Annotated in this window: 22 protein-coding genes and 1 riboswitch; of the genes, 11 read left to right on the plus strand and 11 right to left on the minus strand. The window is 67.1% G+C overall.

What is annotated here, in order from left to right:
• Positions 1-18: 18 nt before the first annotated feature.
• From DB459_RS05580 to DB459_RS05595, 4 genes are all read right to left on the minus strand, one after another.
• Positions 19-1,494: an MFS transporter gene (locus tag DB459_RS05580; RefSeq protein ID WP_253711928.1), complete on the minus strand. Its 1,476-nt coding sequence runs from the start codon at positions 1,492-1,494 to the stop codon at positions 19-21.
• A gap of 491 nt (positions 1,495-1,985) precedes the next feature.
• Complete coding sequence (locus tag DB459_RS05585) at positions 1,986-4,040, minus strand: methyl-accepting chemotaxis protein (protein WP_253711929.1); 2,055 nt, start codon at positions 4,038-4,040, stop codon at positions 1,986-1,988.
• Positions 4,041-4,237: 197 nt separating this feature from the next.
• The gene (locus DB459_RS05590; protein ID WP_253711930.1) at positions 4,238-4,942 is read right to left on the minus strand and encodes a 3-oxoacid CoA-transferase subunit B; all 705 of its coding nucleotides are present in this window, start codon (positions 4,940-4,942) and stop codon (positions 4,238-4,240) included.
• Positions 4,939-5,652, minus strand: coding sequence for a 3-oxoacid CoA-transferase subunit A (locus tag DB459_RS05595; protein ID WP_371926958.1), 714 nt, complete (start codon positions 5,650-5,652; stop codon positions 4,939-4,941). The genes DB459_RS05590 and DB459_RS05595 overlap by 4 nt, the downstream gene beginning before the upstream one ends.
• Positions 5,653-5,737: 85 nt before the next feature.
• Here DB459_RS05595 and DB459_RS05600 point away from each other — a divergent pair, with 85 nt between their 5' ends.
• The 5 genes from DB459_RS05600 (at position 5,738) to DB459_RS05620 (ending at position 10,537) form a co-directional block, all read left to right on the plus strand.
• The gene (locus tag DB459_RS05600) at positions 5,738-5,878 is read left to right on the plus strand and encodes a hypothetical protein (protein ID WP_253711932.1); all 141 of its coding nucleotides are present in this window, start codon (positions 5,738-5,740) and stop codon (positions 5,876-5,878) included.
• Between the two features lie 87 nt (positions 5,879-5,965).
• Positions 5,966-6,451, plus strand: coding sequence for a (2Fe-2S)-binding protein (locus DB459_RS05605; RefSeq protein WP_253711933.1), 486 nt, complete (start codon positions 5,966-5,968; stop codon positions 6,449-6,451).
• 119 nt (positions 6,452-6,570) lie between these two features.
• Positions 6,571-8,925 carry a xanthine dehydrogenase family protein molybdopterin-binding subunit gene (locus tag DB459_RS05610; protein ID WP_253711934.1) on the plus strand — a complete coding sequence of 785 codons (2,355 nt, stop codon included), beginning with the start codon at positions 6,571-6,573 and terminating at the stop codon, positions 8,923-8,925.
• Between the two features lie 13 nt (positions 8,926-8,938).
• Positions 8,939-9,739 carry a xanthine dehydrogenase family protein subunit M gene (locus DB459_RS05615; protein ID WP_253711935.1) on the plus strand — a complete coding sequence of 267 codons (801 nt, stop codon included), beginning with the start codon at positions 8,939-8,941 and terminating at the stop codon, positions 9,737-9,739.
• A 195-nt stretch (positions 9,740-9,934) separates the two neighbouring features.
• Complete coding sequence (locus DB459_RS05620) at positions 9,935-10,537, plus strand: DUF938 domain-containing protein (RefSeq protein WP_253711936.1); 603 nt, start codon at positions 9,935-9,937, stop codon at positions 10,535-10,537.
• Positions 10,538-10,575: 38 nt separating this feature from the next.
• Here the strand turns inward: DB459_RS05620 and hppD are convergent, their stop codons facing one another.
• On the minus strand, positions 10,576-11,700 hold the full coding sequence (hppD, locus tag DB459_RS05625; protein ID WP_253711937.1) for a 4-hydroxyphenylpyruvate dioxygenase: 1,125 nt from the start codon (positions 11,698-11,700) through the stop codon (positions 10,576-10,578).
• Positions 11,701-11,828: 128 nt separating this feature from the next.
• Here hppD and DB459_RS05630 point away from each other — a divergent pair, with 128 nt between their 5' ends.
• The 5 genes from DB459_RS05630 to DB459_RS05650 all read left to right on the plus strand — a co-directional run bounded on the left by DB459_RS05630 (position 11,829) and on the right by DB459_RS05650 (position 18,256).
• Positions 11,829-12,302 (plus strand): Lrp/AsnC family transcriptional regulator, encoded by a 474-nt coding sequence (locus tag DB459_RS05630; protein WP_253711938.1) that lies wholly within the window; start codon positions 11,829-11,831, stop codon positions 12,300-12,302.
• Between the two features lie 645 nt (positions 12,303-12,947).
• Positions 12,948-13,176: riboswitch (cobalamin riboswitch) on the plus strand.
• A gap of 103 nt (positions 13,177-13,279) precedes the next feature.
• Positions 13,280-15,415 carry a TonB-dependent receptor gene (locus DB459_RS05635; protein ID WP_253711939.1) on the plus strand — a complete coding sequence of 712 codons (2,136 nt, stop codon included), beginning with the start codon at positions 13,280-13,282 and terminating at the stop codon, positions 15,413-15,415.
• A gap of 182 nt (positions 15,416-15,597) precedes the next feature.
• Positions 15,598-16,611 carry an iron ABC transporter permease gene (locus DB459_RS05640; RefSeq protein ID WP_253711940.1) on the plus strand — a complete coding sequence of 338 codons (1,014 nt, stop codon included), beginning with the start codon at positions 15,598-15,600 and terminating at the stop codon, positions 16,609-16,611.
• Positions 16,608-17,405, plus strand: coding sequence for an ABC transporter ATP-binding protein (locus tag DB459_RS05645; protein WP_253711941.1), 798 nt, complete (start codon positions 16,608-16,610; stop codon positions 17,403-17,405). The genes DB459_RS05640 and DB459_RS05645 overlap by 4 nt, the downstream gene beginning before the upstream one ends.
• Positions 17,402-18,256 (plus strand): ABC transporter substrate-binding protein, encoded by an 855-nt coding sequence (locus DB459_RS05650; protein ID WP_253711942.1) that lies wholly within the window; start codon positions 17,402-17,404, stop codon positions 18,254-18,256. Before DB459_RS05645 ends, DB459_RS05650 begins: the two co-directional genes overlap by 4 nt.
• A gap of 85 nt (positions 18,257-18,341) precedes the next feature.
• On the opposite strand, the gene cobU is transcribed toward DB459_RS05650, so the two are convergent.
• The 3 genes from cobU to cobS are packed head-to-tail and all read right to left on the minus strand — an operon-like array spanning position 18,342 to position 20,181.
• Positions 18,342-18,863, minus strand: coding sequence for a bifunctional adenosylcobinamide kinase/adenosylcobinamide-phosphate guanylyltransferase (cobU, locus tag DB459_RS05655; protein WP_253711943.1), 522 nt, complete (start codon positions 18,861-18,863; stop codon positions 18,342-18,344).
• On the minus strand, positions 18,860-19,438 hold the full coding sequence (locus tag DB459_RS05660) for a histidine phosphatase family protein (protein WP_253711944.1): 579 nt from the start codon (positions 19,436-19,438) through the stop codon (positions 18,860-18,862). Before DB459_RS05660 ends, cobU begins: the two co-directional genes overlap by 4 nt.
• Positions 19,435-20,181: an adenosylcobinamide-GDP ribazoletransferase gene (cobS, locus tag DB459_RS05665; protein ID WP_253711945.1), complete on the minus strand. Its 747-nt coding sequence runs from the start codon at positions 20,179-20,181 to the stop codon at positions 19,435-19,437. The genes DB459_RS05660 and cobS overlap by 4 nt, the downstream gene beginning before the upstream one ends.
• Positions 20,182-20,240: 59 nt before the next feature.
• Between cobS and cobT the strand changes: the two genes are divergently transcribed.
• Positions 20,241-21,254: a nicotinate-nucleotide--dimethylbenzimidazole phosphoribosyltransferase gene (gene cobT, locus DB459_RS05670; RefSeq protein ID WP_253711946.1), complete on the plus strand. Its 1,014-nt coding sequence runs from the start codon at positions 20,241-20,243 to the stop codon at positions 21,252-21,254.
• A gap of 12 nt (positions 21,255-21,266) precedes the next feature.
• Here cobT and DB459_RS05675 read toward each other — a convergent pair whose 3' ends face one another.
• The 3 genes from DB459_RS05675 to DB459_RS05685 are packed head-to-tail and all read right to left on the minus strand — an operon-like array spanning position 21,267 to position 23,716.
• Positions 21,267-21,518 (minus strand): acyl carrier protein, encoded by a 252-nt coding sequence (locus DB459_RS05675; protein ID WP_253711947.1) that lies wholly within the window; start codon positions 21,516-21,518, stop codon positions 21,267-21,269.
• Complete coding sequence (locus DB459_RS05680; RefSeq protein WP_253711948.1) at positions 21,515-22,702, minus strand: dihydrolipoamide acetyltransferase family protein; 1,188 nt, start codon at positions 22,700-22,702, stop codon at positions 21,515-21,517. Before DB459_RS05680 ends, DB459_RS05675 begins: the two co-directional genes overlap by 4 nt.
• Positions 22,703-22,711: 9 nt before the next feature.
• A complete protein-coding gene (locus DB459_RS05685) occupies positions 22,712-23,716 on the minus strand; it encodes an alpha-ketoacid dehydrogenase subunit beta (protein WP_253711949.1) in 1,005 nt (334 codons plus the stop codon).
• Positions 23,717-23,720 lie beyond the last annotated feature (4 nt).

The raw sequence follows: 23,720 nt of genomic DNA on the forward strand, positions 1-23,720 counted from the left end.
ACTCCGTTCGCGAACCACTCAATCCGGTGTCGCAGCCAATGGCCGCGCCACATCTTCCAACGTACGACGCTCGGCGGCGATGGAGAAGCGCCACGCGATCAACGCGGCGGCGACCATCAGGGCCGCGCCGAAAAGATAGCCGGCGAACAGACTGGTGCGCGAGCCTGAATCGATCAAGGCGCCGAACAGCGCGGGACCGGCGACACCACCCAGCGTCGTGCCGATGGCATAGAACAGCGCGATGGCAAAGGCCCGCACCTCCAGCGGAAAATTCTCGCTGACGGTCAGATAGGCCGCGCTCGCCGCCGGCGAGGCGAAGAAGAAGATGATCGTCCAGGCGACGGTCTGGCCGGTTGCGCCGAGCGCGCCGATCGCGAACAGATAGCCGGACACCGCGAGCAGGATTCCGGACACGCCATAGGTGAACGTGATCATCATTCGCCGGCCGAGCGTGTCGAACAGGCGGCCGAGCAGCAGCGGCCCGAGGAAATTCCCGGCGGCAAAGGGCAGGATGTACCAGCCGACCTGGTCGGCGGCGATACCGAAGAAATCGGTCAGCACCAGGGCATAGGTGAAGAAGATGGCGTTGTAGAAGAAGGCCTGGGCCGCCATCAGCGTCAGGCCGACCAGCGCGCGCTGGCGATAGGTCCTGAGCAGCGTCAGGCCGACCTCGGCGAGCGGCGTCGCGCGTCGCATGGTGAGGCGGATGCGTGGCAATCGCGCGGCCTGCTCGGCCGCGATCGGCTGGGCGGATCCCGCCTCGATGTCGGCGACGATGACGCGTGCTTGTTCCGGGCGGCCATGGATCATCAGCCAGCGCGGGCTCTCCGGAATCCACAGCCGCATCACGAAGATGACGAGACCAAGCGACGCCCCGATGAAGAAGGCGAACCGCCAGCCCAATTCGGGATCGATCACCGCCGGATCGAGCAGTACGATCGCCGCCGCGGCGCCGATCGCCGCGCCGATCCAGAAGCTGCCGTTGATGACGAGGTCGGTCCAGCCGCGGTAGCGCGCCGGAACGAGTTCCTGGATCGTGGAGTTGATCGCGGTGTATTCGCCGCCGATACCGGCGCCGGTGAGGAATCGGAACAGGACGAAGCTCGTCATATTCCAGGAGAAGGCGGTCGCCGCGGTGGCGAGGAGGTAAAGCGCCAGCGTCACGAAGAACAGCTTGCGGCGGCCGATGCGGTCGGTCAGCCAGCCAAAGCCGATGGCGCCGAGCACCGCGCCGGCGAGATAGAAGCTGGAGGCGATGCCGACATCGAGATTGCTGAGGTGCAGAACCGGGCTCGCTTTCAGCGCCCCGGACACGGCGCCCGCCAGCGTCACCTCAAGCCCATCGAGGATCCAGGTGATGCCGAGCGCGATGACGACCAGGGTATGAAACCGGCTCCAGGTCAGTCGATCGAGCCGCGCCGGGATGTCGGTCTCCACGATCCGCGCCGGCGTTGCGACGCGCACGATGGCCAACCCATCGACATCCACGGCCATGTCCGCACCTTTCGTCTGGCGTTCCGCGGCCGTGCCAAACGTCAACCCCCGGAGCGAGCCCCGGGGGCAATGGGTGGATGCTGGTCAGTCCGCGTTGCGGCAGGATCAACGCCGGTGCAGCCGGCGAGTTCCGTCTGCCAAGCGAGTGCGCCGGTGCGAGCCGCCCTAGTGTCCCGTTTCCAACGTTCGTATTCCTTGCAGCAGGCGCTCACACGAACGTTGGAAACAATGGGACACTAGCAATGATCATGATCCTAGTGCGGTCTTGGATCTGACGCTCGTATGAAGAGCCCGCTGCAATGCTGAAACAAGCGTCAGATCCACCGCACTAGTGTGGCGTCTCGCAATTGCCTACCGCCTTTGCGGCCAGTCTCTCGTAGGCAATTGCGAGACATAAGCCACACTAGCTTTTTGATTTTGCTAGTGTCCCGATGTCTCCGAATTACCGTGCGAGGCTGAGACAAATGAAGCGGTAATTCGGAGACAGGACACTAGGCGGCCCTGATATTGGCCATGAAGCGGTCGAGTTCCTGACGCAGCCGCGTGCTCTCGACCGACAGCGTCTGCGCGGAGTTGAACACCTCGCCGGACGCCGAACCGGTCTCGCTGGCGCCACGGTTGACCTCGGTGATGCTGCCGGCGACTTCCTGGGTGCCCTGGGCGACGTTCTGCACGTTGCGGGCGATCTCCTGGGTCGCCGAGCTCTGCTGCTCCACCGCGCTGGCGATGGTGGCGGCGATGCGCGAGATCTGGTCGATGGTCTCGCTGATCTCCTTGATGGCGGCGACCGATTCCTGGGTTGCCTCCTGCATGCCGGAGATATGCGAGGAGATCTCGTCGGTCGCTTTTGCCGTCTGGCTGGCCAGCGACTTGACCTCGGTGGCGACCACGGCGAAGCCGCGGCCCGCCTCGCCGGCACGGGCCGCTTCGATGGTGGCGTTGAGCGCCAGGAGATTGGTCTGCTCGGCAATGGCGGTGATCAGCTTGACGACGTCGCCGATCTGCTGCGCGGCCCGTGACAGCTTGCCGATGCGCGCATCGGTGGCCTGCGCCTGCGCCACCGCGGCAGCGGCGATACGGCTCGATTCCTGGGCCTGACGGCCGATCTCATTGACCGAGGCCGAGAGCTCCTCGGTGGCCGAGGCCACCGACTGGACATTGGAGGAGGCCGCCTCCGAAGCACCGGCGACACGGCCGGACAACTCCTGGGTGGTCTCGACGGTACGGGTCAAGGTCGACGCGGCGCTCTCGAGCTGTCCCGCCGAGGAGGATACATTGGCGACGATGCCGCCCACCGCGGCTTCGAAGCTGTCGGCGAATTTGTGAAGCTCGGCGCGGCGGGCGTCATTGGCGGCGCGGTTGTGCGATTCCCGCTCCGAGGCGTCATGCTCCGCCTTGGTAATCGCCTGCAGCTTGAACTCCTCGACGGCACCGGCCATCAGGCCGATCTCGTCCTTGCGTCCGAGTCCCGGCAGTACCACGTCGAAATTGCCGCCGGCCAGTTCGCGCATGGCCTTGCACATGCCGACCATCGGGCGCGAAATGCCCTGGCCGAGCACGAAGGCGAGGATGGCGCCGAAGGCGAGCCCGCCCACACCGAGCAGCGTGACGAAGTTCCGGGTGTCGCGGGCGACGGCCATGGCCTGGTTCGACACCTGCTGCTGCTGCTCCAGCAGGGTCTCCTTGATGGCGCTGGCCTGCTTGGTGATCGCCTCGGCAGCGCCGGCCATCTTTGCCGTCAGTTCGTCGACCTTGGCGGCGTTCTGCACGAATTTGGCGAAGGCGCCCTGGTAGACGGCGAGCTGGTCGGTGATCTCCTTGATCTTGGCGGTGAGCTTCTCGTCGCTCGAGGTCAGTGAGGAAAAGCTGTTCTTGAGCAGATGAATGCGCGCGCTGGCGCTGTTGGCGACCGCCTGGTCCGGCCGGATGATGAAGTTGCCGACGCTGGCGCTGACTGCTGCCGACTGCATCGCCATCTCCTTCACGCTCGATTGGAACGCGGTCTGGCCGGCCAGCGCGGCGCTGTCGCCGAGATCCTCGAGGCGATAACGGAAGAAGTTGCCGAGCCGCAGCAGCTGATTGGAGGCGATGTTGGCGTTGTCGGATTTGATCTCGACCACCTGCGCGAACTGGCGGGTGAACTCGGCGAACTTCGCGGACAGCTCGGCGATCTTCTGCCGGTTGGCACCGGTGGTGACGCTTTCGGCATGCTTGATCGCCTTGCCGAGCGCTTCCTCGGCGCCGCGGGCCGCGGTCTCGTCGCTGGCAAAGCCGGTCAGCGCGTAATAGCGCACCAGCGTCTGGTAGGCGGCGAGTTCACGATCGATGTCGCGTGCCGCCTCGCTCTCGGTGATGATGTCGTGATAGGAGGCAACCCCAGCCGAAATCCGTTCGAAACCGAAATAGGCCACGCCCATGCTGATGGCCGACAGGCCGAGCACCACGACGAAGCCGATCAGGATCTTGGTGCGAAAGCGGATATTCTCCCATAGCCTCGGCTTCCTTGCCTTCGGCGTTTGACCCTTGGCGCCCGTGAACAAGCCCATCTGCAAGACCCCCACCCCCTCGCGAACGGCCATGCCAGGCCGAACGACAGACCCCGGCGCAAGGCCGGTCAACCCACGGTGGAGCGTAGGGGGAAACAATAAAAAGGGTGTAAATTACAGTTCCCCGACGGTGGCTTGGTAGGGGCGAACGCGCCGCAGTGCAGCAGAACCGGCTCGCGGCGGCAACGGCCCCCAAATCAGGCGACCGCTTCCGCCGGCGACGGCGCCGGACTGAGAGCGGGCGCGATCAGTTCGAGGCAGTCCGGCGCCAGCCGCAACGGCGGCTCTGTCAGGGTCTGCAGCCGCGCCAGATCGAGACCCGGCACCATCTCGCGGACCATGAGCCCCGCGGCGGTGACATCGATCACCGCAAGATTGGTGTAGATGCGCTTGACCACCCCCGGTGCGGTCAGCGGCAGCGAACAGCGGTTGAGGATGCGCGGCCCGCCCTTCTTGCTGGTGTGCTCCATCAGGACCCGGATCTCGCGGGCCCCGACCGCGAGATCCATGGCGCCGCCGACACCCGGCGGGAAGCTCGGATCCTCCGTGGTCCAGTTGGCGAGATCGCCCGAAACCGACACCTCGAACGCGCCGAGCAGGCTGACGTCGAGATGGCCGCCGCGGATCATAAGAAAGGCATCGGCGTGGTGCACATAACAGCCGCCGGTGACCAGGGTCGTGAGATTCTTGCCGGCATCGATCAGGTATTCGTCCTCCTCGCCGGGGCGGGGCTTGGGGCCGAGGCCGAGCACGCCATTCTCGCTATGGAAGATCACCTCGCGATCGGAAGGGACATAGCTCGCCGTCAGGGTCGGAATGCCGATGCCGAGATTGACATAGGCGCCCTCCTGCAGGTCCTGGGCGGCACGCCAGGCGATCTGGTGACGGGTCAGCGGGATCATGCGGCGGCTCCGGCGAGTTTGGCATACATGGGATGGTTGCGGGGCGGCAGCGGCCCGACCTCGACGAGCCGGTCGACGAAGATTCCCGGCGTCACGATCGCTTCCGGATCGAGGCTGCCGAGCTCGACCATCGCTTCGGTCTCGACGATGGTGACATCGGCGGCCATGGCGCAGACCGGATTGAAGTTGCGCGCCGACTTTCGATAGACGAGGTTGCCCCAGCGATCGGCCCGGGCCGCCTTGACCAGCGCGACGTCGCCGCGCAGCGGCGTTTCGAAGACGTGCAGCCGGCCGTCGATCATCCGGGTTTCCTTGCCCTCGGCAAGCTTCGTCCCGGCCGAGACCGGCGAGAAGAAGCCTCCCAATCCTGCCGCAGCGCAGCGCATGCGCTCGCTGATGGTGCCCTGCGGCACGAGCTCAAGCTCCAGCGTCCTGGCCCGGTACGCATTGAGAAAGGCCTTGTAGTCGCCGGAGCGGGGATAGGAGCAGATCACCTTGCGCACCCGGCCGAGATTGATCAGCCGCGCCAGGCCATGCTCGTCATTGCCGGCGTTGTTGGCGACGATGGTGAGGTCGCGCGCGCCCTGGTCGCACAGCGCTTCGAGCAGGTGATCGGCTATTCCCACCGCGCCGAAACCGGGCACCAGCACCACTGCGCCGTCGCGGATGCCGGCCACCGCCTCCCTGATGTCATCGACTTGTTTATTGATCACGCTGACAAAGCCTCCCGGATGATGACGAGTGCCCCGAGCCGAAGTTCGCCCGATTTTGCCGCACCTTTCAGCGAAGGCGGTCATGTTGCATCGTCATCCCGGCCCGGCAAGTGCGGCGGCCGCGCGGCGGCCTGCGGCGGCGTCATATCTCGCCATGCCTGGCCGCCACGCCGCATTGTGGCCGCAGGTCATGGCCCGCGCCGCCCGCGTGACGCCGCTGTGACCACCCTCGGCAAAATCCTGGTTGCCAAGTCGCTGGCGGCGGGCCTTAATTGGACCAATTCAAAACGAATACTGAGGGAGGATCGGCGTGTCTCAAGTCAAACTGACCGTCAACGGCAAGGCAGTGAGCGCCGAGGTCGAGGACCGCACGCTTCTGGTGCATCTTCTGCGCGACCATCTCGGACTGACCGGCACCCATGTCGGCTGCGATACCAGCCAGTGCGGGGCCTGCGTCGTCCATATCGACGGCCGCTCGGTCAAGTCCTGCACTGTGCTGGCCGCCCAGGCCAGCGGCGCCAACATCACCACCATCGAGGGCCTGTCCCGCGGCGACGAACTGCACCCGATGCAGGCGGCGTTCCGTGACAATCACGGCCTGCAATGCGGCTTCTGCACGCCCGGCATGATCATGACCGCGGTCGACATCGTCAACCGTCACGGCGGCAATCTCGACGAAGAGACGGTGCGCCAGGAGCTCGAAGGCAATATCTGCCGCTGCACCGGCTACCACAACATCGTCAAATCCATTCTCGACGCCGCAACGCGGATGAAGGTGGCTGCCGCGGCCGAATAGGCCGCTGCCGTTGCCGAGCCTGCATCGCGAGGCAGGTCGCGACACCGACCAGCCATTCACCGAATCAAGTGCGAGGCGCGGCCAGCATCGGCCGGACGCCCGCCGACAGGGAGAGCACCATGGGAGTTGACGGAATCGGCGCCAGCGTCGTGCGCAAGGAAGACAGGCGCTTCATCACCGGCAAAGGCCGTTATGTCGACGACATCCGCCTTCACGGCATGACCTATGCGGCCTTCGTCCGCAGTCCCCATGCCCATGCCAAGGTCAAGGGCGTCGACACCTCCGAGGCACTGAAGATGCCCGGCGTGGTCGCGGTGCTGACCGGCCGCGAGCTGGTCGACGACAAGATCGGCAATCTGATCTGCGGCTGGATGATCCATTCGAAGGACGGCTCACCCATGAAGATGGGTGCCTGGCCCGCCATGGCCCCGGAGACCGTGCGCTTTGGCGGTCAGGCGGTGGCGGTGGTGATCGCCGAGACCCGCAACCAGGCCAAGGACGGCGCCGAGGCGGTGCAGGTCACCTACGAGGAACTGCCTGCGGTGGTCGACGTCAAGTCGGCGATCGCCCCGGGCGCGCCGCAGCTTCACCCGGAGGCCCCCGGCAACATCATCTATGACTGGCAGATCGGCGATCAGGCGGCGACCGAGGCAGCGTTCAAGTCGGCGGCGAATATCGTCGGCATGGACCTGATCAACAACCGCCTGGTGCCGAACGCCATGGAGCCCCGGGCGGCGGTCGCCGATTACGACGCGGCGGAGGACCACTACACCCTCTACACCACGTCGCAGAATCCGCATGTGGCGCGTCTCGTGCTCTCGGCCTTCTACAACATCGCACCGGAGCACAAGCTGCGGGTGATCGCACCCGACGTCGGCGGCGGCTTCGGCTCGAAGATCTACATCTATCCCGAGGAGATGGTGGCGCTGTGGGCGTCCAAGAAAGTCGGCAGGCCGGTGAAATGGACCGCTGACCGCACCGAATCTTTCCTCACTGACGCCCATGGCCGCGACCACGTCAGCCATGCGGAAATGGCCTTCGACAAGGATAACAGGATCACCGGCCTGCGGGTGACGACCCACGCCAATCTCGGCGCCTATATGTCGCTGTTCTCGTCCTCGGTGCCGACTTATCTCTATGCGACGCTGCTGTCAGGCCAGTATGTCATCCCGAGCATCTATGCCGAGGTGATCACGGTCTACACCAACACCACCCCGGTGGACGCCTATCGCGGCGCCGGTCGGCCGGAGGCGAGCTTCCTGCTCGAACGGATGATGGAAACGGCGGCGCGCCAGCTCAAGGTCGACCCCGCCGAGCTGCGGCGCAAGAACTTCATCACCCAGTTCCCCTACCAGACGCCAGTGATCATGGCCTATGACACCGGCGACTTTAACGCCTCGCTCGACGCGGCGATGCGGGCGATCGACTACGCCGGCTTCCCCGCGCGCAAGGAGAAGGCGCGCCAGGCAGGCAAGCTGCGCGGCATCGGCATCTCCTGCTACATCGAGGCCTGCGGCATCGCTCCGTCCAAGGCGGTAGGCAGTCTCGGCGCCGGCGTCGGCCTGTGGGAATCCGCCGAGGTGCGCGTCAACCCGGTCGGCACCATCGAGATCCTGACCGGCTCGCACAGCCACGGCCAGGGGCACGAGACCACCTTCGCCCAGGTGGTGGCCGACCGCCTCGGCATCGGCATCGACCAGGTGTCGATCGTCCACGGCGACACCGACAAGGTGCAGTTCGGCATGGGGACCTACGGCTCGCGCTCCGGCGCGGTCGGGCTTTCTGCCATCGTCAAGGCCATGGAAAAGGTCGAGGCCAAGGCCAAGAAGATCGCCGCCCATCAGCTCGAGGCGTCCGAGGGCGACATCGTCATCGAGGGCGGCCAGTTCAAGGTCGCCGGCACCGACAAGGCGCTGGCGCTGCCGATGGTGGCGCTCGCGGCCTACACTGCCCACAACCTGCCGGACGGCATGGAGCCGGGATTGAAGGAGAGCGCCTTCTACGATCCCACCAACTTCACCTTCCCGGCCGGCGCCTATATCTGCGAACTCGAGGTCGATCCTGCGACCGGCCGAACGACGTTCGTCAACTTCGTCGCCGCCGACGACTTCGGCCGCCTGATCAACCCGATGATCGTCGAGGGCCAGGTTCACGGCGGCCTCGCCCAGGGCATCGGCCAGGCGCTGCTCGAAGGCACGGTCTACGACAAGAACGGCCAGCTCATGACCGCGTCGTTCATGGACTACACCATGCCGCGCGCCGACGATCTGCCGTCCTTCAAGCTGTCGCACACCACAACGCTGTGCCCGGGCAACCCGCTCGGCATCAAGGGCTGCGGCGAGGCCGGCGCCATCGGCTCCTCCGCGGCGGTGATCAACGCCATCACCGACGCAATCGGCAACAACCGCCTGGAAATGCCGGCGACCCCAGACCGGGTCTGGCACGCCGCGCATCAGCAGCAAGCCGCAGAGTAAGGGAGCACGCGCCATGTATCAGACGACCTATCACCGCGCGGGAAGCATCGACGAAGCCGCCGGCCTGTTCGCCAAGGGATCGGAGGCCCGCTATCTTGCCGGCGGCCACACCCTGCTCCCCGTCATGAAGCAGCGCCTCGCCGCGCCTTCGGACGTCATCGATATCGCCAGGATCAAGGATCTCGTCGGCATCGAGGTCTCGGCGGACACGCTCACCATCCGGGCAGCGACCACCCATTACGACGTGGCGCAGAGCGCGGACGTGCGCAAGGCGATCCCGGCGCTGGCCGACCTCGCGTCCATGATCGGCGATCCGGCGGTGCGCCATCGCGGCACGATCGGGGGCTCGCTCGCCAACAATGATCCTGCCGCGGACTACCCCGCGGCGGTGCTGGGGCTCGGCGCGACGATCAGGACCAACAAGCGGACGATCGCGGCGGACGACTTCTTCCAGGGGTTGTTCACCACGGCGCTGGACGAAGGCGAGCTGATCACGGCGATCGCCTTCCCGATCCCGGCCAAGGCGGCCTATGCCAAGTTCCGCCACCCGGCGTCGCGCTTCGCCCTCACCGGCGTCTTGGTCGCCAAGACCAGATCGGGCGATGTCCGCGTCGCGGTCACCGGCGCCTCGCAAAGCGGTGTGACGCGCCTGCCCGACATGGAGGCCGCGCTCAAGGCCAACTGGTCGGCGACGGCGCTCGATTCCATCACCGTCTCGCCCGGCGGGCTGATGGGCGACATCCACGGCTCGGCCGATTATCGCGCCAACCTCGTCAAGGTGATGGCACAGCGCGCGGTGACGGCGGCCGGGTGAACCGCACCACCCCGGAGCCCCATGCGGCAAGGGCCGGCGCCTGGCGCCGACCCTTGTGCATCCGACTTATGCGTCATCCCGCGGTGTGCGCCGCCCGACCTGGGGGATCCGAGCCTCGAAGACGCACCTCACCATGGCGGCGGAAGCGGTTATACTTGCGCTCCTACTTGGCCGAAACGCTCCGGAGCTCCGACCATGACCGATGCCCGCCGTTCGGCGCCGGCCGCCCTGCGCAACCGTGGCCCGATCCTCGACGTCCTGCGCGAGGAACTTCCCGCGCGGGGGCTCGTGCTGGAAATCGCAAGCGGCACCGGCGAACACGTCACGCATTTTGCCGCCAACCTGCCGGCCCTCACCTTTCAACCCTCGGACATGGATGCAGGGGCCCGCGCCAGCGTCGCGGCGTGGACGGCCGACCTCGGCCTCGCCAACGTGCGCCCGCCGCTGACGCTCGATGCCGCGGCCGAGAGCTGGCCGATCACAGCTGCCGACGCCATCATCTGCATCAACATGATCCACATCTCGCCGTGGACTTCGACGCAGGGGCTGATGCGGGGCGCCGCACGCATCCTGCCGCAGGGCGCGCCGCTCTGCCTATATGGCCCCTACCGACGTGATGGCGTCGCCACCGCAGCGAGCAACGAGGAATTCGATGCGAGCCTAAAGGCGCGCCACCCGGCCTGGGGCCTTCGCCGCCTGGAGGACGTCGCCGCGCTCGCCGCCACCCATGGCCTTTCCCTCACCCGTGTCGCCGAAATGCCGGCCAACAACCTGACCGTGGTGTTTCGAAAGCGGTGAGCGACAAGGGCAGAGACAGCGGCCGACGGCCCATCGCCTCACGCCGCGCTGCGACCGTCGACGTGAAGAACGCCGCGGCGGATCTGGTCCTCTTCGATCGATTCGAACAGCGCCTTGAAATTGCCTTCGCCGAAGCCCTCGTCACCCTTACGCTGGATGAACTCGAAGAAGATCGGGCCGATGGCGTTGGCCGAGAAAATCTGCAGCAGCACCCTGGTATGGCCGCCGTCGACCACGCCTTCGCCGTCGATCAGGATGCCGTTCTTTTGCAGCCGTGCGAGATCCTCGCCATGGCCGGGCAGCCGGGCGTCGATGCGTTCGAAATAGGTGTCGGGCGGCGAGGGCATGAAGGACAGGCCCTCAGCACGCAGCCGCTCAATGGTGCCATAGATGTCGCCCACGCCGCAGGCGATGTGCTGGATACCTTCGCCGCGATAAAGGCTGAGATATTCCTCGATCTGGCCGGAATCGCCGGCGTCCTCGTTGATCGGAATCCGGATCTTGCCGTCAGGACTGGTCAGCGCCCGGGAGAACAGGCCCGAGGCGCGGCCCTCGATATCGAAGAAGCGGATCTGGCGGAAGTTGAACAGCTTCGCATAGAAATCGGTCCACACATCCATGCGGCCGCGATGGACGTTATGGGTGAGGTGATCGATGTAATAGAGCCCGGCGCCCTCGGGCCGCGGATCCGCCGCGCCGAGCCATTCGAATTCAGCCGCGTAAGGTGACCCCTTGGCGCCGTAACGATCGACGAAATACAACAGGCTGCCGCCGATCCCCTTGATCGCCGGCACGTCCAGCGCCTTCTGGGCCGCGCTCGCCTCCGCCGGCTCGGCGCCGAGCTTGATGGCCCGCTCATAGGCCTTCTGCGCGTCGGCCACGCGGAACGCCATCGACGGCGCGCACGGACCATGCTCGGCGACGAACCGCCCGGCATGGCTGCCCGGCTCGGCATTGACGAGATAATTGACGTCGCCCTGCCGATAAAGCGTGATCGCCTTGCAGCGATGTCTCGCCACCGCGACAAAGCCCATCAGCTTGAACAGCGCATGGAGCTGTGCAGGCTCAGGATGTGCGAACTCGACGAATTCAAAGCCGTCGGCGCCCATGGGATTGGATTCGGAAATCACCGCGGCTGGCGCGTCGTGCGGAAACGGACCCATGGTCTCTCCCTGGGCTGTGGCGATCATTGCAGCAAATGATTGCGCGAGACCGCCGCAATGTTCATGCAAAATGAGGCTCAATATGCCATTCTTATGCACGTTTCGTGCATGAACAGGACCTCGTACGCATGATCCATCTCGACAGCTTCGACCTGAAGATTCTCGCGGCGCTGCAGGCGGAGGGCCGGCTCACCAACCAGGAGCTCGCCGATGTCGCCAGGCTGTCGGCATCGCAATGCTCGCGGCGACGCGCCCGCCTCGAGGAGGAGAAGATCATCCAGGGTTATTACGCCGATCTCTCCGCCGATGCGCTGGGCTTCAACGTCATCGCCCTGGTGCAGATCACCCTCGCCACCCACTCGCCCAACAACGCCAAGCGCTTCCGCGACCTGGTGCGGCGGGTCGATGCGATCCAGGAGGCCTATGCCCTGACCGGCGACGCCGACTATCTGCTCAAGATCGCCCTGCGCGATCTCAAGAGCCTGTCCGACATCGTCAACAACGTGCTGATGCCGCACGAGAGCGTCGCCCATGTGCGCTCCTCGATCGTGCTCGACTGCCTCAAGACGACGCGCCGGCTGCCGATCGGCAAAGCCGGATGAGGACACGCTCGCGCGTTAACCTGTTGTGCGATCGCCGGCCGAGTTGCCGAACCCATTTTGTGTCTCGCGACGGGTGCGGGCACCACATCGAGCATGACTCAACGAACGCGAATCACTTCTCGCCGATTCGTCCCTGCTTCGTTCCTCGACTGTTCGAAAGATTAACGCGACACGGAACATGCGTCGCATTGTGGGACGATGCCGGTAACGCCCATTCATCACAGGCGGACGAGGCACGCGTTAACCACTGATGAGCGCCACGCGATCAGGCGCCGCTGCCATCTTGTGCTTCTCTCTCGGTGTACGCACCACATCGAGCATGCTGCGCGCTGCGCGAATCGCATTTCGCTGATTCGGACCCGCTTCGTTCCACCGGTGTTCGAGAAGTTAACGGCACGACGACCGACGTCCTCCGCTGGCACAGTGGTGTTAACGCGTCTCACAACACAGATCACACGCCTCATCGCCATCTTGTGTCTGTCTCGCACAGGCAGCACCACATGGCGCACGGCTTCGCCTGCGCGAATCGCTGTTCGCCGATTCGGGCCCGGTTCGTTCCACCCGCGTTCTGATCGTTAACGGAGCGAGCACGAACGTCGCATTCCGGCACAACAGGCCGTCGCCTTGACTCCCGTCGTTAACAAACCCTAACGTCGATTCGACGGTTCCCTTCGGGGATCAAAAGGGAATGCGGTGGGGACACCACCAGACAAGCTCGCCGCAGGCGAGGTCAGGGTGTCCGATTCCGCAGCTGCCCCCGCAACTGTCAGCGACGAGCCTGCTGTCCAGCGCCACTGGGAAATTCGGTCCCGGGAAGGCGACATCAGGTGATGACCCGCGAGCCAGGAGACCTGCCGTCGATCGTGGTCACACGCGGCAATGTCGGTCGGGGAGTACAGGCATTGGTTTCATCGACGCATCCTGCGTCATGAACCTCGGTCGCGGTGACGTGCCACCGACGTCAACCGAGGCCATTCATGCCCGCCGTCTTTGTTTCCGCAGGGACTCGCCGCACCCGCTGGCTCGCCACCAGCTGTCTTGTGTCCTGTCTTGCATCCTGCCCTGCAATCCCCGTTCTCATCGCCACCGCGGCCGACGCCCAGCAGGCCACCCCACTGCCGGCGATCACGGTCGCCGCAAGCCGGCTCGACAGCGCCACCAACACCATCGTCGGCGCCTCGAGCACGGTCATCTCCGCCGCCGAGATCGCACGCTCGCCGGCGCAGTCGCTGCAGGACATCATCGCCCAGACCCCCGGCGTGCAGGTGCAGTCCACCTTCGGCATCGCCAACGGCGCCTACACCGCGGTCGACCTGCGTGGCTTCGGCGCCTTCGCCAGCGCCAACACCCTGGTCCTGATCAACGGCCGCCGCGTCAACGACCTCGACCTCATGGGGGTCGACTTCTCGACCATCCCGCGCGATTCCATCGAACGCATCGAGATCACCCGCGGCAATTCCGGCGCGGTGCTCTATGGCGACAACGCCGTCGGCGGCGTCATCAACATCGTCACCAAGACCGCCGTCGATGGTCCGCCGGCGAGCATGAAGGCGGAAGCCGGCACCGGCTCCTTCAACCAGCGCCAGGGCGTGGTCTCCGCCGCCGTCAATCAGGGGCCGTGGTCCTCGTCGGCCTTTGGCAATGTCTTTTCATCGGGCGGCTGGCGCACCAACAACGCCATCAACCAGGTCAACGGCGTCGGCGACCTCCGCTACACGACGCCGGACTTCACCGCCTTCCTGAACCTCGCCGGCGACAACCAGCACATCGGCTTTCCCGGCGGACGCCGGGTCGATCCCACCACCGGAGCCAGCCAGATCGCGACCGATCCGCGCGGCTCCTCGACACCGTTCGACCATGGCGACAAGCAGGGCATCAATGCCACCGCCGGATTCACCACGACCTTGCGGGACGGCGTCGACCTGATCGTCGACGGCGGTGTCCGCGTCAAGAAACAGCAATCCGCCTTCTTCGGCGACGTGCCGCTGTCGAGCTTCAACGCGAGCTTCAGCGACAGTCACCTCAGCACCTGGTCGTTGACACCTCGGCTGTCGATCAAATCGGTCCTGTTCGGCCTGCCCTCCACCGTTCTGACCGGGGTCGACTTCCACGACGCGACCTACCATTCCAGCCGCTCGCAATATCGCAGCTCCGCACCGGTCCACGTCTATGATCTCGGCCAGCAGACCCTCGCGGCCTATTACCAGCAGACCGTGAGTGTTCTGCCGACCACCGACCTGACTTTGGGTGGCCGCATCCAGCGCACCCTGGTGACCGCGCGCGACACGCTCGATCCGACCGCGCCGAATTACTTCGGTGACGCCCAGCAACTGCCGCTCGATCAGGCGCAGACCAACACCGCCGTCCTCGGCGGCCTCGAACATCGCTTCAACGAGGTGTTCACCGGCTTCGCCCGCGCTGCCAGCGCCTTCCGCACGCCCAATGTCGACGAGCGGGTCAGTTCCGGGCCGATGTTCGACGCCTTCTTCAACCCGGTGGCCAACAATTTCGACATCAAGACCCAGACCTCGTATGACGTCGAGACCGGCCTGCGCGTCAACGCCGGTCGCTTCGAGATGCAATCCAGCGTCTACGACATGGAGCTGACCAACGAGATCCATTACAATCCGGTCAGCTTCTACAACTACAACCTCGACCCGACCCGCCGTTACGGCAGCGAGACCAGCGCCAGCTATCGCATCAATGACAGCCTGCAACTACGCGGCGGCTTCACCTATACCCGCGCCGTGTTCCGCGAAGGCCAATATGCCGGCAGCGACGTGCCGCTGGTGTCGCGCTATTCCGGCAGCGCCGGCGTCAGCTGGGACATCTTCGACAAGTATCTGGTGTTCGACGCCACGTTGCGGGCCTGGTCGAGCCGCCGCATGGACAACGATCAGCAGAACCTCCAGCCGAAGATCCCGGCCAATGCCACCGTGGACGTCAAGCTGAGCGGGGCCTATGAGCGCTACTTCTGGTCGGCCGGCATCAACAATCTGTTCAACGTCGCCTATTACGACTACGCCATCGCCAGCGCGACGACCCGGGGCGTGTTCAACGCCTATCCGCTTCCGGGCCGCACCTATATGGTGAAGGCCGGGGCGACATTCTGAAGGAGGCAAGGCAATTTGGCCGAATTCCTGGCTCAGTCTCTGCATCACGCACATCGTCGTGGCCGGGCATGTCCCGGCCATCGACGTCCTGCCTTGATCAATCGCTGCAAAGGCATCGATGCCCGGCATCAGGCCGGACATGACGAAAGTGGTCTAAAGATCACCTTGGCCCCCACCCTCCCATGACCACCCGCCTCTCGCCGCTCACCGCCAGCCTCCTGCTCGCCACGCTCGCGACCACCCTTGCGATCGTCTCGCTTGGCATCGGTCCGGTGCGGCTATCGCCGGAGGCCGTTCTCGCCGGGCTGCTCGGCGACGGCAGCGACATCAAGGCGATCATCGTCCGCGAGATCCGCCTGCCGCGCACCATCCTCGCGCTCGCCATCGGCGGCATGCTCGGCCTCGCCGGCGCGGCGCTGCAGGGCCTGCTGCGCAATCCGCTGGCCTCGCCCTCGCTGTTCGGCGCACCGCAATCGGCGGCTTTCGGCGCCGTGCTGATGATCGCGCTCGGCCTTGCCGACGTGCGCTCCTTCACGCTGCCGCTCGCCGCCATTGCCATGGCCTTCGTCTCGGTCTTCGTGCTGCTGGCGATCGCCGGCCGCAATGCCGGCCTCCTGCTCCTGATCCTTGCCGGGCTGGCGATCTCGAGCTTCGCCGGCGCCCTCACCGCGCTGGTGATGAACCTGTCGCCGAATCCCTTCGCCGCGCTGGAGATCGCCTTCTGGCTGCTCGGCTCGCTCGACGACCGCAGCTTCCAGCATGTCGCCATGGCGCTGCCGTTCATGGTGGCCGGCAGCATCGTGCTGATGCGCCGGCGCCATGCCTATCGGGTGCTGAGCCTCGGCGAGGAGGCGGCGCAGTCGCTCGGCATCGACGTGGCGCGGCTGCGGCTCGAGACGATCATCGGCGTCGCCCTAGGCGTCGGCGGCGCCGTGGCGGTCGCCGGCACCATCGGCTTTGTCGGGCTTGTCGCCCCGCATCTGGTGCGGCCGCTGATCGGCGCAGATCCAGGACGCCTGATGCTGCCTTCGGCGCTCGCCGGCGCCTGCCTGCTCGTCGCCTCCGACATCGCCGTGCGGCTGATTCCCGCGACCAGCGATCTCAAGGTCGGGGTGCTGACCGCGATCATCGGCGTACCGTTCTTCCTCTGGCTGATCGTACGCGAACGCCGCGCCCTGTCCGGGAGCGCCGCATGACCGACGCCTTTCTCGTCGTCGAGCATCTTTGCATCGCGCTCGCCGGCCGGCCGGTGCTCGACGACATCTCCTTCGCACTGCCGCAGCGCGGTCTCGTCGCCCTCGTCGGCCCCAACGGCGCCGGCAAGACGACCCTGCTCCGCGCCCTCGCCCGGCTTCTGACGCCGCGCGACGAGATGCGCGGCGCGATCCGGTTCGACGGCCGCGATCTTGCCGCCATGCCGCTCGCCGAGCGGGCGCTTCGCATCGCCTACCTGCCCCAGGGGCACCAGGTCCACTGGCCGCTGCCGGCGCGCGACGTGGTGGCGCTCGGCCGCACGCCCCACGGCGCCACTGATCCGTCGCGGCTCGTCAAGGCCGATGCCGCAGCGGTGGACCGCGCCATCGCCGCGGCCGAGGTCGCGGCCTTTGCCGACCGGCCGGTGACCGAACTCTCGGGCGGCGAGCGCAGCCGCGTGGCGCTCGCCCGCGTGCTGGCGGCCGAAGCCGGGGTGATCCTCGCCGACGAGCCGATCGCCTCGCTCGACCCGCGCTGGCAGATCGAGGTGATGAGCGTGCTGGCGCGCGTCGCCCGCGTCGATAGTCTCGTGGTGGTGGTGACGCACGATCTCGGCCTTGCCGCGCGCTTCGCCGATCGCGTGCTGGTGCTCGATCACGGCCGGCTCGCCGCCAGCGGCCCGGCCGAAACTGCGCTCAATGACGCGACGCTGCGCCAGGTGTTCAACATCGAGGTGTTTCGTGGCGCGCGCGACGGCGCTGCGGTCATCGTGCCCTGGGCGGGATCGAAGCCGTGAGGACGGCCTGGCGCGCAACCCTTGGCTCCGTCCTTGTGCTGGCCGCGCTCATCGCGCCATCCACTGCGGCGGAGGCGCCTCGCCGCGTCGTCTCGATCAATCTATGCACCGACCAGCTTTTGCTGGCGCTCGCCGATCCGTCCCAGATCGCCGGGCTCGGCCCCTATGCGCGCGATCCCGAACGCTCGTTCTTTGCCGCGCGCGCAATGCCCTTTCCGTCGCTGTCGGGCAAGGCCGAAGACGTGCTGGTGCGGCATCCCGATCTCGTGCTCGCCGGGCGTTTCACCAGGCGCGAGACGCGCGACCTCCTTGCCGCCAAGGGACTGACACTGATGACCCTGGCGCCGGCGCGCTCCATCGCCGAGACCGAGGCGCATATCCGCATGATCGGCGACGCCCTTGGTCATCCCGAGCGGGCGGCGGCCGAGATCGCGCACATCGAGGCGGCGCTGGCCCGCGCCCGCGCTGCCGCGGCCAAGCGGCCATTGCGCGTGCTCGGCGTCTCGCGCCGCGGCTGGATCAGCGGCACCGACAGCCTCAGCGCTTCGCTGCTATCGGCGGTCGGCCTCGCCAACGCGGCGCGCGATCTCGGCATCGGCACCGGCGGTTTCGCTTCGCTGGAGCAGATCGTCGCGGCCGGGCCCGATCTGCTGCTGATGGAGGAACACACCACCGCGGCGGAGGACCAGGGCCAGGCCTTCCTGCTGCATCCGGCCTTGATGCGGCTCTATCCGCCGGACAAGCGCATCCTGCTGCCGGAGCGGCTGATCACCTGCGGCGGCCCGATGCTGGCCGAGGCGATCGACCGGCTGACGACAGAACTGAAGCGGGTGGAAGGGCAGGAGAAATAGGGTCTTTCGTCATCCTGAGGCGCGAGCGAAGCCAGCCTCGAAGGATGGCGCGGGGACAGCTTTCACTGCCGGCCACCACACGCTCCTACATCACCCCGCCCTTCAGCCATAGCGGCAGGCCGGCGGCGATGAAGGCGACGCGGACCGCCACCTCGGCGACGGCCTGGTTGAGCCGGCCCTGGGCGTCGCGGAAGGCGCGCCCGAGCGACGTTTCGGGCACGAGGCCAAGACCGACCTCGTTGGAGACCAGCACGATGTCGCCGGGCGCCTGGCGCAGCACCGCAACCAGCCGCGCCGTCTCGTCGTCGACCTCCCTGCCGGCGTGCATCAGATTCGACAGCCACAGCGTAAGACAATCGACCAGCAGCGCGCTGTCGGCAGCGGCATTGTGTGCGACGGTCTCGCCCAGCGCCAGCGGTGCCTCGATCGTCTGCCAAACGGCTGGGCGCCGCGCCCGATGATGGGCGATGCGTTCCGCCATTTCGGTATCGCCCGCCGTCGCGGTGGCGAGATAGATCCGCCGCGTCGCGGTGCTCTCGGCGATCAGTCTTTCGGCGAAATTCGACTTGCCCGAACGGGCGCCGCCGAGCACGAGCGTAACCGTCATGTTGGCGCTCCCACGCGCTGATTGACCCCACTGATCCGCCAGTTGCCGGCGAGGCGGTCGATGCGCGTCAGTGACAAGGGATCGACGACAAAACGCAGCGCCGCGGCGGGATCGAGATCGAGCGCCACCGCGAGCGCGGCCCGCACGGTGCCCGAATGCACCACCAGCACGACGTCGCCGATCGGCACCGCACCGAGCCCGGCGCGCACCCGGGCGATCTGGCCGACGAAACTTTCGCCGCCGGGCGGCGCATTGGTGGCGGCGGCCGCCCAGAACGCGCGATAGGTTTCGCCGCCCTCCGCCTCCAGATCACGATGGCGTCGCCCGGTCCAGGCGCCGAAATCCTGTTCGCGAAAGGCCGGTTCGGGGATCGCCGCGAGTCCGAGCGCCGCGGCCGTATCGCGGGTGCGCCGGGCCGGGCTGGCGAAGCTCGGCGCGCCGGCCGGCAGCATGGCGGCCAGCGCCGCGAACGCAGCCATGTCACTGACGTCGGCCGGTGCATCCGGCGCGTGGATGATGCCGCGGCCGCCGGCTACCGGAGCATGACGGATCAGCCACAAGCGACTCTCGCTCATGACAGCCTCGCCGCCACGACCAGCAGCACCAGGATCTCCGCCACCTGTTCAGCGCCGCCGAGCACGTCGCCGGTGACGCCGCCGATCTGCCATCTGGCGACGGCGCCCATGACCGCAACGCCGAGGCCCGCGACGATGACGGCCAGCAAGGCTGTGGCGAACGGCAGCATGAGCAGCGCGATGACGACGCCGAACAGCGCGGCGAGCGCGACGCTGCCTTGACCGGGCCGGCCGGCGGTCGCGGCAAGGCCATCCTGGCGTGCCGAAGGCAGCGCCAGGGCGAGGGCCGGAATCGCGGCCCGCCCCAGTGCGTGGGCGGCGACCAGAGCGCCGATCAACGCGCCCGACGGCAGCGCCGCCAGCACCGCTGCCCTGGCGCCGAAACTCGTGAGCAGGGCAAGGCCGCCATAGGTGCCGAGCCGGCTGTCGCGCATGATGGCGAGCTTGGCCTCGCGGTCGCGGCCGCCGCCGAAGCCGTCGCAGACGTCGGCGAAGCCGTCCTCATGCAGGGCACCGGTGAGCAGAGCGGTGGCGCCGAGGGCCAGCACGGCGCTGGCGAGCGGCGGCACCGAGAGCCGCAACAAGGCGAGTTGCACCAGCGCGGCAACAAGGCCGATGGCGGCGCCGACTACAGGCAGCACCCGCATCGCCCTCGCCATGTTGACAGCCTGCGCCGAATGCGGAATGGGCAGACGGGTCGCAAAGGTGATGGCGGTCCAGAGATCGTCGAGCCAGGCGGTCATGCCGAACCATTCGCCCAAATCGGCGCCGCGCGCCAGTCGTGATTTTCAGGATCCTGGACATGGAATTCGACAGCCTCGATGCCATTCGCGCGGTTTGCCGCGACCTGCCGCAGGGTAACGCCAAGGCGCAGGCCGCCGCCGAAATGCGCGAGGGCCAGCTCACCAAGCCGCCGGGCAGTCTCGGCGAACTGGAAGCCCTCGCCGCCTGGCTGGCGCTGTGGCAGGGCCGCGCGGAGCCCCGCCTCGACAACGTCACCATCGCGGTCTTCGCCGGCAATCACGGCGTCGCCGCGCGCGGCGTCTCGGCCTTTCCAGCCGACGTGACCGCGCAGATGGTGCAGAATTTTGCCCATGGCGGCGCCGCCATCAACCAGTTGGCCAAAGCCGCCGGCGCCGAGCTGAAGGTGACGCCGCTGTCGCTCGAGACATCGACCGCGGACTTCACCGCCGAGCCCGCCATGAGCGAGGGCGACTTCCTCTCCTGCGTCAACCAGGGCGCCGCAACCGTCGCGCTCGCCTGCGACCTGCTGGTGGTCGGCGAAATGGGCATCGGCAATACCTGCGTCGCCGCAGCGCTGTGCGCGGCGCTGCTCGGCGGCGGTGCGGCGCACTGGACCGGCCGGGGCACCGGCGTCGACGACGCCGGGCTGGCGCGCAAGCAGACGGCGATCGAGCTGGGCCTGGCCCGCCATCGCGACGTCCTTGCCGATCCCTTGAGCGTCGCCCGCGCCCTCGGCGGCCGCGAGCTCGCCGCCATTTTCGGCGCAGTTCTGGCCGCGCGGCTGCGCCGCGTCCCGGTTCTGCTCGACGGTTTCGTCACCGCCGCGGCGGTGCTGCCGCTGGCGAAGCTGGCGCCGGACGCCCTCGGCCATTGCCGCGCTGGCCATGTCTCAGCCGAAGCCGGCCACCGCCTGCTGCTGCGGGAATTGGGATTGAAGCCGCTGCTCGATCTCGGCCTGCGGCTCGGCGAAGCCTCCGGCGCGGCGCTGGCGATCCCGCTGCTCCGCGGCGCCCTCGCCTGCCACGCCGGCATGGCGACGTTCGCCGAGGCCGGGGTCAGCGACAAGAACTGACACCCGCACTTCCTACTTGGCGACGAGCTTCGCGGCCAGATAGGCGGCGGCGCGATCGAGCGTGACGAGCTTGGGATAGTCGATCTCGGGGATGTCGATGCCGAGGCGACGGGTGAGCGCGGTGACGAAATTGAGAAAATCGATCGAATCGATGTCAAGTGCATCACGCAGGTCGGCACCGGCATCGATCGATGCCGGATCGGCCTCCGGCGCGATCTTGCCGAGCTCTTCGATCACCAGCTTGCGAATTTCAAGGTCGTTCATAATCGCTCCGGCTGTTGCAGCAGCTTGCCGATCTCGCTCAGGAACAGAGCCCCGCCATGGCCGTCGCTCACCCTGTGATCGGCTGACAGGGTGATGGTGACGATCGAGCGCGGTCCGACGGACCCGTCGACGACCCACGGTCGCGCCACAACCTTGCCGAAGCCGATGATGGCGACCTGCGGCGGATAGATGACGCCGTAGAGGACCTCGACGCCGCGTTCGCCGAGGCTCGAGACCGTGATCGTCGGATCGGAAATCTCCGAGCTGCGGATCCGCCCCAGCCGGGTCCGCTGCACGAGGTCACGCATGCGGCTCATCAGCGCATCGACCGGCAATTGGTCGACGTCATGCAGCGCGGGCGCCGCGAGACCGCCGCCGCGAATCGCGATCGCCACGCCGACGTGGATGCTCGGCGACGGTTCGTAACGGCCGTCGCGATAGAACCCGTTGAAGGCGGGGAAGCGCCGCGCGGCGATGGCCGTCGCCTTGAGCGCCAGAGCGCCCAGCAGCAGCCGGCGGTCGGGCGGCAGCGTCGCGTTCTGCTGCGCCAGCCATGCCTCGCAGCCGGTGACGTCGACCTCATGGGCGAGATAGTAATGCGGAATCTCCCGCTTGGACCTCGCCATCGCCGCGGCGATGGCGAGGCGCATGGCGTCGAGATCGATGCCCGGGGCCCGCTTCATCTCCGGAGCTGGACCGACGGCAAGACTCCGCTCGACATCGGCATGGGTGATCGCCCCCTCCGGACCGCTGCCGGCCACGGCGGCGAGATCGAGCCCGTGCTCCGCGGCGAGCTTCCGCGCCGCCGGCGAGGCCCGTACGCGCGCCGCACCGGCAGGGACCATGATCGACGGCGCCGCGACGATTTTTGCCGGTACAACAGGCGGAGCCGCGGCCGGCGGCGCAGGCGGCTGCGGCACGGCCTCCCCGGCGCCGGGCTTGGCCTCGTCCGCAGTCCGGATCCGCGCCAGCACGGTGCCGACGGGCACCTTGGTCTTCACATCGATCAGGATCCGTTCGATCTCGCCCGCCTGGAACGTCTCGATCTCGATGGCGCCCTTCTGGGTTTCGACGATGGCGACAATATCGCCGTGCTTGACCCGGTCGCCCGGCTTGACGAGCCATTCCACCAGTGTGCCCGCTTCCATGTCAGCGCCGAGCGAGGGCATGCGGAAGTCGGCCACGGCGCCCCCCTATTCACGGCCAAGCGCGGCCTTGGCGGCCGCGACAATGCGGGGCACCTGCGGAATTGCCGCCTCCTCGAGATGGCGCGGATAAGGAATCGGTACTTCCGCGCTGCAGACCCGGCGGATCGGCGCGTCGAGCTCCCAGAACGCCTGCTCGACGATCCGCATCCCGATTTCCGCCGACAGGCTGCCGCTCCGCCAACCTTCGTCGACGATGACCGCCCGGCGCGTCTTGGCCACCGAAGCCATGATGGCCGCATCGTCGAGCGGGCGCAGGCTGCGCAGATCGATCACCTCGGCCTCGATCTTGTCGCCGGCAAGCGCGGCCGCGGCCTCGAGCGTCTTCCACAACGAGCCGCCATAGGTGATGAGGGAGATGTCGCGCCCGGCACGCCGCACTGCCGCCTTGTCGATCTCGACCGCTCCGGCATCGGCGGCGAGTCTACCCGTCATGTTGTAGAGCATGACATTTTCGAAGATCAGCACCGGGTCGGGCTGCTCCAGCGCCGTCCACAGCATGCCGCGAGCATCCTCGAGGGTCGCCGGCGCCAGCACCTTGATGCCTGGAATATGCGCGTACCAGCCCTCGAGGCTGTGCGAGTGCTGGGCCGCGACCTGGCGGCCAGCCCCGGTCGCCATGCGAATGACCAGCGGCACACCGAACTGATTGCCCGACATGTGGCGGATCGTTGCCGCGGTGTTGAGGATCTGGTCGAGCGCCAACAGGCTGAAATTCACCGTCATCAATTCGACGATCGGACGCATGCCGGCCATCGCCGCGCCGATGCCGGCGCCGGTGAAGCCGGATTCCGATAGCGGCGTGTCGCGGATCCGGTCGGGACCGAATTCGGCCAAAAGGCCCTTGCTCACCGCATAACAGCCGCCATAGCGCCCGACGTCCTCGCCCATCAAAAATACGGCCGGGTCGCGGTGCAGCGCCTCCCGGATCGCCTCGCGCACGGCATCGCGGTAGGTGGTCTCGACGGTCCCGGGCTGCGAAGGTTGCGACATCGAT

Source organism: Bradyrhizobium sp. WD16 (assembly GCF_024181725.1).
GTDB lineage: Bacteria > Pseudomonadota > Alphaproteobacteria > Rhizobiales > Xanthobacteraceae > Bradyrhizobium_A.